Below are 16,275 nucleotides of genomic sequence, written 5' to 3'. Positions count from 1 at the left end.
CACGTCCACGAACCGCATCCGAATGCATGACAACAGGGGACATTGACCCTATGCGTGGCAGATTGTTCCGCAAGGCGATGCAGGCAGCAGTGAACCGTGGCTGGCGCGGATTCTTCGTGCTGGCCTTGCAGGGCGTCGCCCGCCGGCTGGGACTACGCAGCGCCCCAGCGACCCCAGAGCCCCAAACAATCTCCACCTTGCCTGCCGACAGCCTCCATCCCTTCGACGTGGAGTATGGGACGGATACGAGCGGGCTCGTATGGGGCGAGGACCTGCCCTCCGCGCATCGCAACGCTCTTTGGAGCACGGCCTACTACGGCGTCTCCCCGACCGGCTTCCGGCAGGTCATGGAAACCCTCGCCCTCGACTGGACTCGCTTCACCTTCGTCGATCTGGGCTCAGGGAAGGGACGGGCCTTGCTACTTGCCTCACGATTTCCGTTTCGCAGAATCCTCGGCGTGGAGCTGGTTCTGGAGTTGAGCGCCGTCGCCGCGGCCAACATCGCCCGGTTTTCAGCCGACTGGAAGAGGTGCGATCGCATCGAAGCGAGAAACGGCGATGCGACGGCCTTCGACTATCCTGCGGAGCCGTTAGTCATCTATCTCTATCATCCGTTTCTAGCTCCGGTGCTCAAGCGCTGCCTCCGGAGTCTGCGCCGCTCGGTAGAGCGGCATCCACGAGAGGTGTACATGGTCTACTTCAATCCAGCCTTCTCCGGTGTGGTGGAGAAGCAGTGGCCGGAACTGAAGCTCGTCTGGGAGCGCACCTTCTCGATGACAAAGGAAGATGCAGCGGCGGACCGGTTTGGATCGGCGGAAGAGAAGGTCGTGCTGTTCCGGTATGCGCCCTAAAAGAGCACTCAAATCATGAGCCAACAAGCTACGGGAATGGAAAGCCAGCGCTTCGCGATTTCCTCAAGTCCAATGGAATTTTCCTCGAATCTCCTTGTTTCTTCTGAAGCCGTTATAAACTGAGCAGCAACGGAGATCTCATGTCGTCGTCGACCCACCCCCTCTCTCCCGCCACGTCTTTCGAATACACTCAAGCGACCGACCGTACTCGAACATCGGCACGAACGGGCTCCATCCCCTGGTACGTGTGGCTCGGCGTTGCGGCGATCACCTCCGCCACCATCGGTGGAACTTGGGACGTCTCGTGGCACCGTTCAATCGGACGCGACACCTTCTGGACCCCGGCTCACGTCGCTATCTACGCTTGTGGTGTTCTGGCTGGCGTCATCTGCAGCTACTTGATCCTCGTCACGACCTTCAACAAGTCCGCCCCGCTCAGGCCTGCCTCGGTCAACGTCCTCGGCTTCCGCGCCCCTCTCGGAGCGTTCATCGCGGCTTGGGGTGGCATCGCGATGCTCACCTCTGCTCCCTTCGATAACTGGTGGCACAACGCCTATGGCCTCGATGTCAAAATCGTCAGTCCACCCCACACCCTGCTTATTCTGGGCACTCGAGCTGTCACAGTTGGCGTTCTCTTTCTCATCCTCGCCGCAATGAATCGTGCCTCCGAGGCCGGTCGGACTGACTTCAAGTCTCTCCAGCGGCTCTTTCTCTATGCGGGCGGAATCCTCGTCACCGGCCAGATGTTCTTCCTCTTGGAGCCCACCCGCAACATTAGCCTCCATTCGGTTCTGGCCTACTTCGCAATGTCCATTGCTGTTCCTCTTGTGCTTGCAGTCATCTCGCAGGCTTCGCGTTACCGCTGGGCCGCTACCGCCATCACTTCGATGTACATGCTCTTCGCCATCGCGGAGATCCTGATCTTTCCTTTATTCCCTGCATCGCCGAAGCTCGGCCCGGTATACTTCCCGGTCACGCACATGGTCCCCACGAAGTTTCCCGTCCTCCTCTTCGTGCCCGCGCTCGCCCTCGATCTCTTGTGGCAACGCACATCCTCCTGGAAGTTTTGGAAGGTTGCAATCGTCTCTGGCGTTCTCTTCGTCGCCGTCCTCTTCGCAGTGGAGTGGCCCTTCGCTAACTTTCTGCTCTCCAAGGCCAGCGAGAATCGCTTCTTCGGCACCATGTACTTCAGCTATGCCACACCCGCAGATAGCTTTAACCGCATGCGTCGGTTCGCTGATCCCGATCACGGGATGACACTTTATTTCGGACTTCTTCGCTCTGCAGTAGTTGGCGCGATCGGCACCTGGATTGGCCTGAGCTTCGGCCGTTGGATGCGGAGCGTCCAACGATGAAGTCGCTCCACCGCGTTCTAGGACTTCTACTACTTCTTCTCTCTATCCCACAACTCGCTCATGCCCACGTCGGCAGCAAAGATGTCTTCGAAGAAGCGACTGCTGGACCTTATAAGCTCTACGTGACCATTCGGATGCCAAACGTCATCCCCGGTCAGGCGGTCGTAGAGGTCCGTTCCAGCGGCGCACCTCTCAGTGGCGTTCACCTCACCCCTCTCCCGCTCACCGGCGAGGCATCGAAACATCCGCCCACCTCCGATGTCATGAAGGTCTCGGCGGACGATCCCGCCTTCTACACCGCCTCCACCTGGATCATGGCCGCTGGCTCCTGGCAGATCCGTTTCGACCTCGCGGGTGCTGCCGGCGACCGTACCACCTCGGTCCCCGTCCCCGCCGTTCCCATCTCCACCCTCCACATGGGCCGGGGCCTCGGCTCTCTCCTCACCGTGCTTGGCCTCTTTCTCGTGCTTAGCATGGCCGGTGTCGTCGCTGCCTCCGTCCGCGAGGCGCGGCTCCAACCGGGACAGAAGCCGGACGCCTCGCGTCGCCGCCGCGCCGTCTTCGCACTGGGAGGCAGCCTCGTCGTGATGGCTGTGCTCCTCTACGAGGGAGCACAGTGGTGGAACGTAGATGCTGCCAGCTACGACCAGAACATCTACCGGCCCATGCAGGTCACGCCGCAGCTTACCGGCAGTCGTCTCGACCTCAACATCAAGCGCTTCGAGTCAGAGGACGTCCACCGCGTTCGATCCAACAACGACTTCCTCCTCGACCACGGCCACCTGATGCACCTCTACGCCATCCGTCAGCCCGGCATGGACGCCGTCTTCCACCTTCACCCAGATCTCGCGGCTCCCGGCGACTTCCGTCTCGCCCTGCCCGCGATGCCCCCCGGCAACTACGCTCTCTATGGAGACATCGTTCACGCCAACGGCTTTCCCGAGACCCTCGTAACCACGCTGACCATCCCTGCCGGTCTGCCCCCGGCGCCTCCGGGCGTCGACGACGCAGCTGCACAGACCCAGCCACTCTCCGCGAATCTGCTCGGCAGCTCCTTCCGCCTGCCGGACGGCTACACCATGGTCTGGGACGCGCCTGCGAACCTCACCGCTGGAACCGCCTACAGCTTCCACTTCCACATGCTCGATCCCAACGGCAAACCTGCCACGGACATGCAGCCTTATATGGGCATGGCCGGACACGCCGCCTTCGTCAAGACTGACGGCACCGTCTTCGCCCACGTCCACCCCGAGGGCTCAGCCGCGATGGCCGCCCTCATGCTCGCCAACCCGTCTGCTATGGGTAATCCGGACTCCATGGCCGACATGCCCGGCATGACCGGGATGTCCCATCCACCGGGAGCCACAGCAAACTCCACCGACAACACCGTCGAGTTCCCCTACGGCTTTCCCACCCCTGGCCGCTACCGCATCTTCGTCCAGATGAAGCACAGCACCACCGTAGAGACCGGCGTCTTCGACGCAACCGCCCGCTAGAGGCTCTAACGGAGCAGCACACCGCGGGTGCCCCATCCTTTTTGCAGTCTCATCGCAAATAGGGTGGGGTATCGTGCGAAGCACGACCGCACTCCTATCCCTACCCTCATCGCCAGGGGGTGTCCCCCCTTGCCCGGGCGTAAACGGAATGGATGCAACGAGATGCGAGGTGGAATCCCCGGCAAATTATTCCAAATAAAAGGGTTACGGCCAAATAAGTGCAGCGGTTGAAGTTACGTGCTTAAAGAGCGAAGCCCCGGTTTAGCCGGGGCTTTCTTCTAATTCCTGTACCTATTTTATCAAGTTGTCCATAACTAACATGCCACTTTGGTTTATTTATTATCTCGTTTATTTTTATGGGTTTACTGGATTATTTCGATATTTGACGCTTGACAGTTTTGTCGGCGATTTTGGGTTGGCTGAGTGTGATGGGTCGGGATAGAGTGTCTGGTTACCTGGGTGGTTAAGCTGCCTCTAGACAGGACCTGAAGATTTGGGTGGTTGGGAAAGGAGAGCGGTCGTGCTCCGCACGATACCCCACCCTATTTGCGATGAGACTGCAAAAAGGATGGGGCACCCGGATTGTGCTGCTTCGTTGGGATGGCGACTGGCTCAGACGAGGTGGTCATGATCTTGCCGTCTACTCCGCTGTTTTCAAGGTGAGAGCCGTGAGATTCCGGACCCACCGCTGCGGTTTCTTATCCTCGCTGGCTACTAGTTTGAACAGGCCGTCCTCGCCCAGAGGCTTGCCGTCTTTTGCGATCGCGACGATGACGTCGCCGTTATGTTCCGAGCTCTCGATCTCGGTCGCGGAGTAGAGTACCCAGTACTTGTCCGTTCCGGTCGCGACGAGGTAACTGCGCAGCATTTTGGTGTGCGTCGTCTTGTCCACCGGGAAGTCGTACTTTGCCAGCAGATCTCCCAGCGGCACACCCGAGTAGCTCTCGTCGGTCTTCGTATGCTCGTTGTGGACGGCGATGGTCTTCTGCGGCATCGCCTGCAGCTCCACGGCCGAGAGCGTCGTAGCCTTGCCATCGACGGTCACGGTCAGGCTGGTCGACTGCGGACTCGCCTCGTGGGCGTGTGCTGTCATCGGTCTCTCGGCGGCCTGCGCATTTGCCCATGTGGGATTGGTCGTCGCCACGAAAACCCACGCTGCGACGGCAGCCAAGCGGGAGAAGGAACGGATCGCTGAGTTCATGGCTTTCAGCCTACCGCGCAGCCGTCGTATACTCAAGGAATGTCTATCGTCCGCGACGCCGCCGCCATTGCCAAGGGTATGAGCATCACCTTCAAGGAGATGTTCCAGCCAACCGAAGTCGAGAACTATCCCGACGGCAAGGGGCCCATGCGCGGCGCCAAGTTTCAGGAGCGTTTTCGAGGAAAACACCAGCTCCAGCGCGACGAAAACGGCCTCGAGAAGTGCGTCGCCTGCTTCCTCTGCGCCGCCGCGTGTCCTTCGAACTGCATCTACATCGAGGCCGCCGAGAACACCGAGACGGTCCGTATCTCCTCGGCGGAGCGCTACGCCAAGGTCTACAACATCGATTACAACCGCTGCATCTTCTGCGGTTACTGCGTCGAGGCCTGCCCGACGGACGCCATCACCCACGGACACGGCTTCGAACTGGCCTCGCTGAATGCAACGACCCTGGTCATGCGAAAGGAAGATCTCCTCGTGAGCATCCTCCCCGCCCCCAACTTCGTTCCAGGCTCCGCGCAGGATACGGCCGACTCCTTGCGCTAGCCGCGAAGCGAGAAGCGATTTTGTCGTGTAGCATACATAAGAAAGTCCCGACTTCTACTAAAATTGAAGAATAGTTCAAGACAGACACCGGTCGGCCCCTCGCAAGCCATCCTTATAGAAAGGCAAAAGGTTCGTGTGGGAGGTGCTCGTCGGTCGCTGTAGAAAGCATGGATTTTTTTGGAAGGTCTTCGGCCCGTTCTTCTACATATCTGTCGTCGCGAGATGCTTCGTCCTCTCCGCGACCAGATCCTTCGCCGCTCCGGCTACGAAGTAGACTCGACCCTCTCTCACGCCGAGGGTCTAGTTATGTTCAAGAATCGTCCCTACAACCTGGTCTTGATCGACGTGGAGGGCGAATCAGGCATCCACGACGCCGAGAACCTCTGCTCCGAGATCAGGACGCATCATCCTGGCCAACTCGTCGCCTTTGTCTGCAACTGGCGCGTCGCGGTTCTTACCGACTGCCCTGACGAGGTCCTGCGCACCGAGTTCGATCCGCAGGCCTTCGTCGACGGTGTTCATGCGATCGTCCCTCCGTCACAAGCCTAGAAGGCATACTTCAGAGAGAACTGGAAGAAGCGCGAGTCCGGAGTATTGCTCTGGAACAGGCGCGCCGCGGTGAGTACACCTCCGTTGGACGAGATGGTCGCATTGCCTGTAGTTGGATTGCCGTACCCCGGTGTGTTGAGTGCGTTGAAGATGTCCGCGCGGAAGGTCAAGTTCTGCTCCCGAAAAGAGGGAAAGGACTTGAAGAGCGACATGTCGACGCGTTCGTATCCAGGTCCGTAGGTTTGGCCACGCGGACTGCCGAGGTAGGCCAGCGCTGCCATTCCTGAGACTGAGCGGGGAATCAGAGTTCCATCGGGGTATCTGGAAGTGGTGTAGCCGATGTCGTCCGCCTTCGGGTTGGCGAAGGCGCAAGGGTTATACCAGTTGGTGACGGTACGCACTTTGGGAGCGCAGGTGATGCCTGGGTTGGAGCTGTTCGCTGAGCCACCTGCCGCGTTAGGATCGCCGATGCGGATCGCCTGGGCGGTCGCTCCGCCGGGACTGATGAGGCTGTTGGTGCCGATGGTGATCGGCTGTCCAGTCTGCGCGCGGAAGACGAGGCTGCTCGACCAGCCGCCGACGAGGTAGTTCACAGGACCACCCTTGTTGAGGAACTGGCGTCCCTTGCCGAAGGGAACCTCGTAGTTGCTGTTGAGGGTGAACCGCTGACGAACGTCGATTGGGGAGTTGGAGTAGTCGTTGCCGATGGGAACGATGTTAGTGCCGCGGTAGCCGGGGTCGTTCGTACTGCCGAGTGGAGTGGGAGCGTCGTCGAGTGTATGGGCGAAGGTGTAAGTCGCGAGGAAGCTGATGCCGTGAGAGAAGCGACGTTCCAGCTTACTCTGCAGGGAGTTGTAACTCGCTACACCGTCATAGGCGGTATAGGCGAAGCCCTGGAAGTGAGGGAAGGGCCGGAACGGATTGACCTTGTCTCCGGCTGCCGTAACGTAGCCGGTGAAACCGTTGGGGGTCAGTGCGGTCTGGCCGTTGGGGTTGGGGAACTGCTGGAGATGACGAGCGACCGAACCGACGTAGGAGAGCGTCGCTACCGTCGAGTTATTGATCGCATACTCTACCGTGAGGTTGTATTGCTGGCTGTAGGGAGTGCGTACCTTGGCCTCTCCGCCACGTAGTGTTGGCTGCTGGATAGAGTTGATCAGACCGGCGGCGAGCGCGGCGCTAAAGCCTGACGACAGCGTCATTCCGTTGTTGGGGCAGGCTCCGCCAGCGGTGCAACTGGGCGCGGCAAATCCCGAGTCAAACGCAAAGGGTACGTTGACGCCGAGGTTTGGATAGTAGCCCACGCTCTCGAGGCCACCGAAGAAGATGCCATATCCTCCGCGAACGACAGCTTTTTCAGTCAGCGTATAGGCGAAGCCGAGGCGAGGGGCGAAGTTTACCTTCTGAGGATCAATCAATTTGCGGTTGTCAGTGTACTGGACCGTAATGTTGTCCAAGGCAAGATACCGGGCGAATGAGGCAGGCAGGGCAAGACCTTGCTTGCTCTTCGGCAAGAGGTACAGACCTGTGCCCTGTCCGGCGACCGGTGCGCTGGTCATAATGAAAGCTGCCTGGTTGTCATGCCGTTCCAAGTAAGGCTCCGAGTAGTCGTAACGGACGCCGTAGTTCAACGTCAATTTCTGGCTGGCCTTCCAATCGTCTTGCAGATAGGCGGAGCGGTTCCAACGGACGTTGTCCGTGGTGAAGAGGTTGGAGATGCCAGCGTTGCCGAAGTTGCCAGTAAGGAAGTCCGCAGTGCCAAAGCCAGTGTTCGCTGTCCCAACCTTGCCGGTGTAGAAGTTCGATCCATTGTCGCTTGGTCCGCGGAAGTCGTAGGTGCCACGTCCCTGATCGGGCTGCAAGGTGCTGAAGCGGACGCGCTGAAAGTTCACGCCGGCTTTAAGGGTGTGGTTGCCCAGGACCTTGGTGATGTTGTCGAGGATCTGATAGACGTTCTCATACTCGTTGGTGACGTAGTACGTCGGTGAGCCGAAGAAGGAGAGACCGGTCACGTTGAAGGCAGGGAGTCCTCCGTTTTGTGGGCTGAACGGAATACCGCCCAATCCAAGCGTTGGGGCGATGTTGGTGTTGCCGTTTACCTGGAGGCCTCCGAAGTGGCCGTAGTTGTAACCGAAACGGAACTCATTGGTGAGGGTCGGAGAGAAGGAATGGGTCTCGCTGCCTGCGAAGTTTTCGCCGAGAGAGATGATTTGACCTGTGTCTCCGAAGCCACCTCCATCGAGGATCGGGCCCAAAGGTGGGGGATGGGTCGCGGGCTCGTGGTTATAGCTGAAGCGGGCGAAAGCCTGGTCCTTGGTGCTGGCGTTCCAATCGATGCGGACGTCCCACTGGAAGGTGTTGTCGATGGTGTTGGTTTGGCTGGTGAAGTTGTTGTACGTCTGTCCGGGGACGCCTACGTTGGGATTGGGGAAGAGGCTGAGAAGTCTGAGAGCGACCGGGTCGAGAGGGATTCCCGAGAGATCGAGACGGTTGTTGGGGATGGGCGTTGTGCCATTCGCTGCTGCGTTTGGCCGGTAGAGTTGGGCAGTGTTGCCGTTGACCAGACTTGGGTTTAGCAGCTCACTGAAGTTACCGGTCCGCATGAGTGCTGTAGGAACGCTGAGACCGCCGTGCGTCTCGCCAAAGACGATGCGGTCTGCTTCAAGATCTCCGAAGAAGAAGAGCTTGTTTTTAAAGATTGGCAGGCCGAGAGTTGCGCCGAACTGGTTCTGACGATACTTCGCGATCGGAGAAGAGCCTTGGAAGAACTCACGGACGTCGAAGGCGTCGTTGCGGATGTACTCCCAGAGGCTGCCGTGGATCTGATTGGTGCCGGACTTGATGCTGGCGTTGACGACTGCTCCGGCGGAATGGCCGAACTCAGAGTTATAGGCGCCGGTCTGTACCTTGAACTCGGCGAGCGCATCCGGTGGAGGACGCACGATGTAGCTGGCGGCGTTGAAGAAGTCGACGACGTTCACGTTGTTATCGACGCCGTCCATGATGTAGTTGTTCTGCTCGGAGCGCTGACCATTGGCAGAGAAGTCGCCTTTGCCCTGGCCGCGTGATCCGTTGGCGGGAGCGACGCCGGCGGTGAGTTGCGCGATAAAGATCCAGTTGCGGCCGTTGAGCGGAGTCTCATTGATCGTCTTGGATTCGATGACTTGTCCGGTGGATCCTTCCTGGGTCTGCAGAAGGGGAGGCGCCTCGGTGACAGTGATGGAGGTGTTCGTCTCACCTGTCTTCAGTTGCACGTTGATCTGGAGGTGATCCTGCACATGGACCTGGATATTCTCCTGCGTAGTCATGGAAAAGCCAGGCGAAGTGGCACTAATCTTGTAATTGCCGATCTTGATAGGGGAGAAAACATAGACGCCACTTCCATCGCTCTGTGCCTTCAAGGCAAATGCAGTATCCGTATTTGTCAGCGTTACCTGCGCACCTGCCACAACAGCACCCGAACTGTCTTGGACGATGCCACTTATGGCTCCTTGGTCTACTTGAGAGAAGAGGGGCGCCGATGTTGCTATAGAAAAGAACACCAGTAGAAGTACGTACATCGCCTTACGTATCTGCCTCGCATCAGCTTTTTGCCAGTGCCTAGTCATGGTTTGTCGTCCTCAGCGTTCAATCTGTGTGGTTCCATCGGATGTCGTTCTGGAGCAAAATATCGGGGAGTGGATGTAATCGATTTCAAAGACACCCGGCACACTACTTGTGGTCGTAGAGTCGTGTCAAGAAAAATATTGAATTGCAGAATTCGAACGCGTAAAAATGTAGCCGACAATTTTTCGAGCTATTACGGACACGACGCTAGATGCGAGTAGGCTCTCCGACAGGGGGCGTCGGCGGACACTCGCGTTTGTCGTTGCGCAGATTTGCGGACGTAGCCAAAAATTGGCAGCAGCCATCATTGACCCTGGCAAACTACGATTTGTATGGGAATCGATGCGTGTGTCAGCTAAGGCGGAAACCGGGAGAGGACAACGTTTTGACGCTTGCGATATATCGCTTCATTTATCGAAGCGTCAAAATGACGACGCAGTAGGGAATCGAACCTGCGGCCAATCTTCTCTGGTCTACATGCCAGCCTCGCCAGTCACCATCGGCTGCCCGGAGTGGAGGTCGACAAGCTATTGAGACTCCGCTCCTGGGCGGACGATGGCGACGTGACATCCTAGTTTGAATCTGGCGCTGTAGAGCGCCTGGCATCATTGTCCGAAACACAAAGACTATTCAAGCCTTGAGTAGAAAACGATTTCAACGAACTGTGTCCGTTTACGTATGGACCGCAGTCCGGTCTACTGCGCTAGTTCCTCTTCAAGGCACTCTCAATGGCAGCGATGACCTCAGGAGAATCGGGCTTGGTAGCTGGCTCAAAACGGCTCACCGGTGTTCCGTCGCGTGCTATAAGGAACTTGGTAAAGTTCCACTTGATATCGCCCGGTCCCGAGGGATTCGTGGTTTTGTCCGTCAGGTAGTGATACAGCGGCGTCTGGTCTGGACCGAGAACTGAGACCTTCGACATCATCGGAAACGTCACATGGTACTTGCGATTGCAGAAGGTCTTGATCTCTGCCTCCGTTCCCGACTCCTGGTTGGCAAAATTATTCGCTGGAACACCGATGACTACAAGCCCCTGGTCTTTGTACTTTTCGTACACGGCCTCGAGCGCGGAGTACTGCGGAGTGAATCCGCAGGCGCTCGCCACATTGACCACAAGCAGTACCTTCCCCTTGTAGGTCGCGAGCGAGGTCGGCTGCCCATCGATCGTCTTAAGTTTGTAGTTGTAGACCGGCTTCGCCGTTCCGGCAAACGCCGCGATAGTGGAGCCAAGCAATAACAGCATGAATCGTTTCTGCACTAGATTCCTCATTCCGCTGGCCAAGATTGGCCGGCTACGGGGATTATAAATCTTGCTTTTTCGAGAGGCGCTGCTCGCCAGGCAATGCGTATGAGTGGCGCGTTACTTATGGGTTCGTATAGCGGTTTTCCTCAGATTGCACTACTCGGTATCGGTCCTGACATGTTTAGTGCTGTATATATGGTCCATCCCCCGATTGCGAGCGAGATCCTTCGATGAAGGGCGTCGACCGCTCTCATGAAGACGGCTTCTGGGTGAAAGCGGAGAATCGGCTTCTAGCCATGATCGAATCTAGACCTGTGGCTCTCCGGGCTTTGTTCTTGACAATGCATATCTTGCTCCCGTAAGTTTTCCTTTACGGTAACGTAAACGTTATTTGATTCTCAAATGCTTTATAACGGGCCCCGCTTCAACGTGGTCCATTGTGCGACTAACTGGGATCAGGGAATGGGATATGCAAGAGCGGACGAATTTAGAAACTACCGGAAGTGTCGCCTCCAAGGAGGAGATGCGAACCAAATTGGTGCTTCCCAGTTCGCCGGATACGGAGAAAGGCCCCGTAAAGGCGTGGGAGGAGCCGGTTGTTATGTGGAGCTACATGCCAGCCGCTCCAGATCGCAATCCTTTATTCCTTGAGAAACGGGTCTATCAGGGGAGCAGTGGCAAGGTCTATCCGCTTCCGGTGATCGACAGGGTTGATACTGAGCCTCGGCTGCACTCCTGGAAGGCTGTTCACATCGAGAACGAAGCCATCCGTCTCATGATTCTTCCGGAGATCGGCGGGCGTATCCACGTCGGTTACGACAAGCTCAATGGGTACGACTTCTTTTACCGCCAGAATGTGATCAAGCCGGCACTTGTCGGTCTCGCTGGTCCATGGATCTCCGGTGGTGTGGAGTTCAATTGGCCGCAACATCATCGTCCTGCTACGTTCATGCCCGTTGAAGTTACGATCGAGCGCGACCCCGATGGCTCGGTCACGATCTGGTGCAGCGACCATGATCCAATGGTGCGGATGAAAGGGATGCATGGTTTGTGCCTCCGCCCGGGCAAGGCGTTTCTCGAGCTCAAAGTTCGACTGTATAACCGCACGCAGGACACTCAAACTTTTCTTTGGTGGGCTAACGTTGCGACGCGTGTCCACGAAAAGTATCAGTCCTTCTTTCCAACGGATGTACGCTTTGTCGCAGATCATGCCAAGCGTGCTATCACCGAATTCCCCCTGAGCCATGGCAAGTATTACGGAATCGATTATGGTCAGCGGGGCCTCGAGGGGGTTGCTGAAGAAGAGAAGCCGACGAAGTTTTCTCCGGATGGCTCTTACCCGGCGAACGATCTCAGTTGGTACGCGAATATCCCCGTCCCCACCAGCTATATGGTGGCCAACTCAAAGGGAGACTTCGCTGGTGGTTATGACCACGCGGTTGGCGCCGGTATGGTGCATGTTTCAAACCATCACATCGCGCCTGGGAAGAAGCAGTGGACGTGGGGAAATCACGAATTCGGCTATGCATGGGATCGAAGCCTAACTAACTCAGACGGACCGTATATCGAGCTTATGGCGGGAGTCTACACAGACAATCAACCTGACTTTTCCTTTCTCGCACCCGGTGAGACCAAGACCTTCAGCCAATACTGGTATCCGATTCGTGAGATCGGAGTGCCGGATATCGCAAACCTGGACGCTGCATTACGGATAGAGAGAGATGTACGTGGGGTGATCGTTCATTTGCTTGTTACGCGTGAGATATCCGATGCCATTGTCTCCCTGAGTAGCCACGGGAAGGATGTCGCTGAGTGGCGCGGGGAACTCGAGCCGAGCCGCCCATTGCATCTTGACTTTCCGGAGCTCGGAGAAGGCGAAGACCTCGAATTTTTGTTGAGAAGTGGTGGAGCACATGAAGAGATAGTGTTGCGTTTTGCTCCTAGCGAGATTGTTGAGGCCCCTGCACCATCGGTTGCAGTTGAGCCCGGACTGCCTGAGGAGATTAGTTCTAGTGACGAGCTTTATCTCATCGGGTTGCATCTGGAGCAGTATCGACATGCAACCCGGAGCCCAGAAGCTTATTGGTTGGAGGCGATCTCCCGCGACTCCGGCGACAGTCGCTCGAATCATGCCATAGGTCGATGGCACCTGAGGCGAGGAGAGTTCCAGGAGGCGGAGCAGTATCTTCGTACAGCGATTTCCCGCATGACGGAGAGGAATCCAAATCCGTATGATGGAGAACCGTATTACAACCTTGGGTTGTTGCTGAGTTATCAAGGCCGGACCTATGAAGCATATGAAGCTTTTTACAAATCTACTTGGAATGCTGCCTGGCGCGGGCCAGCCTATCATCGTCTAGCGGAGATCGATTGCAGTCGCCACGAATGGGCAAAGGCTCTCGACCATGTAGAAAGGTCGTTGCGTGCCGATGCAGATAATCTCAACGCTCGTAACTTGCGGGCAATTGTATTGCGACGATTGGGGCGTGGGAAGGATTCGGAGGACTGTGTCAGGGCAACTCTTGAGCTCGATCGACTGGATAATTGGGGGCGTTACCTCGACGCTGGCACAATTCCTAGCGACGGCCAACAGAGACTGGATCTGGCATTCGATCTCATGCGACCCGGCCTTCTGGAGGATGCGCTCAGTGTTCTCCGTAGCGACTTTGTGTCCAGGCAAGATGGATCGGAAGCGATGCTGCTCTATGCTCTCGCCCATGTCTACAGCTTGCTTGGGTTGGATGAGGAGAGCGCAGCAGCCTACAGACTCGCGGCCTCAGCGGATGCGGCTTATGTCTTCCCGAGTCGCCTGGATGAGATGGTACTTCTTCAGGCTGCAATTGAGAGGAACCCCACGGATGCCCGCGCGGAATACTATCTCGGGAACTTGCTCTATGATCGCCGTCGTCACGAAGAAGCCATCCAGCACTGGGAGAGGGCGGCGGAACTCGACCCCGAGTTTCCGACAGCTTGGCGAAACCTCGGCTTCGCATATTACAACGTCAGGCGAGATTCAAAGAAGGCGCTTCATTGCTTCAGACAGGCACGAGCCTTAGCTCCGAACGATGCCCGCATCGCTTATGAAGAAGATCAACTTTTGAAGCGAACGGGGGCCAGCCCCATATCTCGACTCAATGCACTTGGGGAAATTGCAGCTCTGGTCTCGACGCGTGATGACCTTACAGTGGAATTGGCTTCGCTCTATAACCAGGTAGGCCGGCCCAGTGAAGCGTTAGAGGTTTTACTGTCCCGCAGATTTCAGCCCTGGGAGGGCGGAGAAGGACTTGTTCTATCGCAGTATGTCCGTGCGAATTTGCTCCTGGGTCAGAGAGCACTAGCAGAAAATGATGCGGTGAAGGCCATCCAGAGCTTCGAAGGTGCGTGGAATGTGCCGGAGAGCCTAAGCGAAGCGAAACACCTTCTGATGAATTTAAGCATGGTTGACTATTGGCTCGGTGTCGCACATGCCGCAAATCAAAATCGAGAGCAGGCAATCCTGCTTTGGAATCGCGCCGCGGAGCAACGTGGGGATTTTCAGCAGATGCGGGTTCGCGATATCTCAGATATGACTTATTGGAGCGCGCAGGCGCTATCGAGTTTAGGACGTGTTGACAAGGCGCGAAATCTGTTCCAAGAGATCTACGACTATTCTCTGGAATTGGAACAGGAGACACCAAAGATCGACTATTTTGCCACGTCTTTACCTGCGTTATTGCTCTTCGACGAGGACCTGGGTCTCAGGCAGGAGATCTCTGCGAAGTTTTTGCGCGCGCAGGCTTTGCTGGGGCTCGGCAGATCAGAGCAAGCGGCGGCGTTGCTCCATGAGGTGCTCCGACTTGACCAAAATCACACTGGCGCTGCGGACCTTTTAACGATTATTGAAACGGCCGTGAGCTGAACGATGCAGATAGCTCCAATCAATTCTCGCAGCAGTGAGTCAGCCCCTGATGCTGAACATACGATTTATGTTTGGGGAATCGCTCTCGCAGCGGCGATGGGTGGCCTGCTCTTCGGCTACGATTGGGTTGTAATTGGTGGCGCTCGTCAGTTCTATGAGGCGTATTTTGGTCTCACTTCGGAGTATCTCATTGGATGGGCAAACAGTTGTGCTCTGGTTGGCTGCTTCCTGGGATCCTTTGTCGCGGGATATTTGGGAGACCGATTTGGCAGGAGGAGAGTTCTTCTTGTCTCCGCTATCCTGTTCGCCATCTCCTCGGGGCTGACCGGTTGGTCGTATTCGTTTTCGTCTTTCATTTTCTGGCGAATCGTGGGAGGCACTGCTATTGGGCTCAGTTCCAATATCTCTCCGATGTACATCGCTGAGATAAGCCCCGCACAGATCCGCGGACGGCTGGTCAGTCTCAATCAGTTCGCTATTGTGGTGGGTATCTTGTTGGCGCAAATCGCCAATTGGCGGATTGCACAGCCTATCCCTGAACACATTGCTCATGTGGCTTTCCTGCAGACATGGAACGTTCAATTTGGATGGCGATGGATGTTCTGCGCCGTGGTAGTCCCGGCTATCGCATTCACGATCATGTCTCTATTCATTCCAGAGAGTCCTCGTTGGCTGCTCTCAAAACGCATGGATGAAGCTGCATATTCGGTACTAACTAAAGTGGGTGGGCCGTCCTATGCGCTTGCCGAGGCTGACAGTATAAAGAGGACCATTCAGATGGAAGCAGGTAGTTCGGCGTCCTGGAGTGATCTCTGGCTTCCAGGCGTTCGGCGAATCGTGCTGATTGGAATGGCTCTTGCAGTCTTGCAGCAGTGGACGGGCATCAATATCCTCTTCAACTACGCTGCAGAGGTATACCGCAGCGCGGGGTATGGGGAAAACGACATCCTGCTCAACATTGTGATTACGGGGACGATCAACCTGATCTTTACTGTGCTCGCAATGTTGATCGTCGATCGAGTCGGACGTCGGCCCATGATGCTGTTTGGTTGTATCGGCATAGGCTTGTCCCACCTCTTTTCTAGCTTGGCTTACAGGCAAGGATGGCACGGAAGTGCGGTCCTGATTCTGACGCTCAGCGCGATCGCATGCTATGCGCTTACGCTCGCTCCGATTACATGGGTCTTGATCTCTGAGATTTTCCCTAACAAGGTGAGATCACAGGCTGTATCCGTAGCTGTGAGCGCCCTGTGGATCAGTTCTTTTGCTCTTACTTACACATTCCCACTTATCAATCGAGCACTCGGGAGTTCTGGAACTTTTCTTGGTTATGGCATTGTGTGCATCGTAGGTGCGCTCTTTGTTTTCTTCTACGTGCCAGAGACAAAAGGGAAGACGTTAGAGCAGATCGAGGCGAAGGTTCTTTCCAGTCGCTAGGAAATGAACTAGGAATTTATGTATCTGGCGCTTTGCTTTGTTTGAGGAAACGTACACGAAAATGTGAGCCGGATCGCCAGATTTCCTAATATG

The 16,275-nt window shown here is 56.5% G+C and carries 10 protein-coding genes; 7 read left to right on the top strand and 3 right to left on the bottom strand.

Annotated features, from left to right (window positions below; genetic code table 11):
* Window positions 1–50 precede the first annotated feature (50 nt).
* The 3 genes from HB393_RS19015 to HB393_RS19005 all read left to right on the top strand — a co-directional run bounded on the left by HB393_RS19015 (window position 51) and on the right by HB393_RS19005 (window position 3,702).
* Window positions 51–851 (top strand): class I SAM-dependent methyltransferase, encoded by an 801-nt coding sequence (locus HB393_RS19015; RefSeq protein ID WP_213806775.1) that lies wholly within the window; start codon window positions 51–53, stop codon window positions 849–851.
* Window positions 852–991: 140 nt separating this feature from the next.
* Window positions 992–2,206 carry a hypothetical protein gene (locus HB393_RS19010; RefSeq protein ID WP_213806774.1) on the top strand — a complete coding sequence of 405 codons (1,215 nt, stop codon included), beginning with the start codon at window positions 992–994 and terminating at the stop codon, window positions 2,204–2,206.
* On the top strand, window positions 2,203–3,702 hold the full coding sequence (locus HB393_RS19005) for a hypothetical protein (protein WP_213806773.1): 1,500 nt from the start codon (window positions 2,203–2,205) through the stop codon (window positions 3,700–3,702). The genes HB393_RS19010 and HB393_RS19005 overlap by 4 nt, the downstream gene beginning before the upstream one ends.
* Before the next feature lie 640 nt (window positions 3,703–4,342).
* Here the strand turns inward: HB393_RS19005 and HB393_RS19000 are convergent.
* Complete coding sequence (locus HB393_RS19000) at window positions 4,343–4,903, bottom strand: hypothetical protein (protein WP_213806772.1); 561 nt, start codon at window positions 4,901–4,903, stop codon at window positions 4,343–4,345.
* Window positions 4,904–4,942: 39 nt separating this feature from the next.
* On the opposite strand from HB393_RS19000, the gene nuoI reads away from it, so the two are divergent.
* Window positions 4,943–5,449 carry an NADH-quinone oxidoreductase subunit NuoI gene (nuoI, locus tag HB393_RS18995; protein WP_213806771.1) on the top strand — a complete coding sequence of 169 codons (507 nt, stop codon included), beginning with the start codon at window positions 4,943–4,945 and terminating at the stop codon, window positions 5,447–5,449.
* Window positions 5,450–5,671: 222 nt separating this feature from the next.
* The gene (locus tag HB393_RS18990; RefSeq protein ID WP_255551352.1) at window positions 5,672–5,998 is read left to right on the top strand and encodes a response regulator; all 327 of its coding nucleotides are present in this window, start codon (window positions 5,672–5,674) and stop codon (window positions 5,996–5,998) included.
* On the opposite strand, the gene HB393_RS18985 is transcribed toward HB393_RS18990, so the two are convergent.
* Window positions 5,995–9,606, bottom strand: a complete 3,612-nt coding sequence (locus HB393_RS18985; RefSeq protein WP_213806770.1) for a TonB-dependent receptor — start codon at window positions 9,604–9,606, stop codon at window positions 5,995–5,997. The genes HB393_RS18990 and HB393_RS18985 overlap by 4 nt on opposite strands.
* Window positions 9,607–10,307: 701 nt before the next feature.
* A complete protein-coding gene (locus HB393_RS18980; RefSeq protein ID WP_213806797.1) occupies window positions 10,308–10,847 on the bottom strand; it encodes a glutathione peroxidase in 540 nt (179 codons plus the stop codon).
* Window positions 10,848–11,316: 469 nt separating this feature from the next.
* Here HB393_RS18980 and HB393_RS18975 point away from each other — a divergent pair, with 469 nt between their 5' ends.
* The gene (locus HB393_RS18975; RefSeq protein WP_255551351.1) at window positions 11,317–14,745 is read left to right on the top strand and encodes a DUF5107 domain-containing protein; all 3,429 of its coding nucleotides are present in this window, start codon (window positions 11,317–11,319) and stop codon (window positions 14,743–14,745) included.
* Window positions 14,746–14,748: 3 nt separating this feature from the next.
* A complete protein-coding gene (locus HB393_RS18970) occupies window positions 14,749–16,182 on the top strand; it encodes a sugar porter family MFS transporter (RefSeq protein ID WP_213806769.1) in 1,434 nt (477 codons plus the stop codon).
* Window positions 16,183–16,275: the final 93 nt, after the last annotated feature.

Origin of the sequence: Granulicella sp. dw_53, assembly GCF_018449545.1 — a bacterium.
Lineage (GTDB): Bacteria > Acidobacteriota > Terriglobia > Terriglobales > Acidobacteriaceae > Edaphobacter.
The sequence above is the reverse complement of the archived record's forward strand: the minus strand, read 5'-3'. Positions and strand labels throughout refer to the sequence as shown.

Coding starts and splice junctions, on each gene's coding strand:
- nuoI (WP_213806771.1), top strand. CDS start 4,943: ATGTCTATCGTCCGCGACGCCGCCGCCATTGCCAAGGGTATGAGCATC.
- HB393_RS19000 (WP_213806772.1), bottom strand. CDS start 4,903: ATGAACTCAGCGATCCGTTCCTTCTCCCGCTTGGCTGCCGTCGCAGCG.
- HB393_RS18990 (WP_255551352.1), top strand. CDS start 5,672: ATGCTTCGTCCTCTCCGCGACCAGATCCTTCGCCGCTCCGGCTACGAA.
- HB393_RS19010 (WP_213806774.1), top strand. CDS start 992: ATGTCGTCGTCGACCCACCCCCTCTCTCCCGCCACGTCTTTCGAATAC.
- HB393_RS18985 (WP_213806770.1), bottom strand. CDS start 9,606: ATGACTAGGCACTGGCAAAAAGCTGATGCGAGGCAGATACGTAAGGCG.
- HB393_RS18975 (WP_255551351.1), top strand. CDS start 11,317: ATGCAAGAGCGGACGAATTTAGAAACTACCGGAAGTGTCGCCTCCAAG.
- HB393_RS18970 (WP_213806769.1), top strand. CDS start 14,749: ATGCAGATAGCTCCAATCAATTCTCGCAGCAGTGAGTCAGCCCCTGAT.
- HB393_RS19005 (WP_213806773.1), top strand. CDS start 2,203: ATGAAGTCGCTCCACCGCGTTCTAGGACTTCTACTACTTCTTCTCTCT.
- HB393_RS19015 (WP_213806775.1), top strand. CDS start 51: ATGCGTGGCAGATTGTTCCGCAAGGCGATGCAGGCAGCAGTGAACCGT.
- HB393_RS18980 (WP_213806797.1), bottom strand. CDS start 10,847: ATGCTGTTATTGCTTGGCTCCACTATCGCGGCGTTTGCCGGAACGGCG.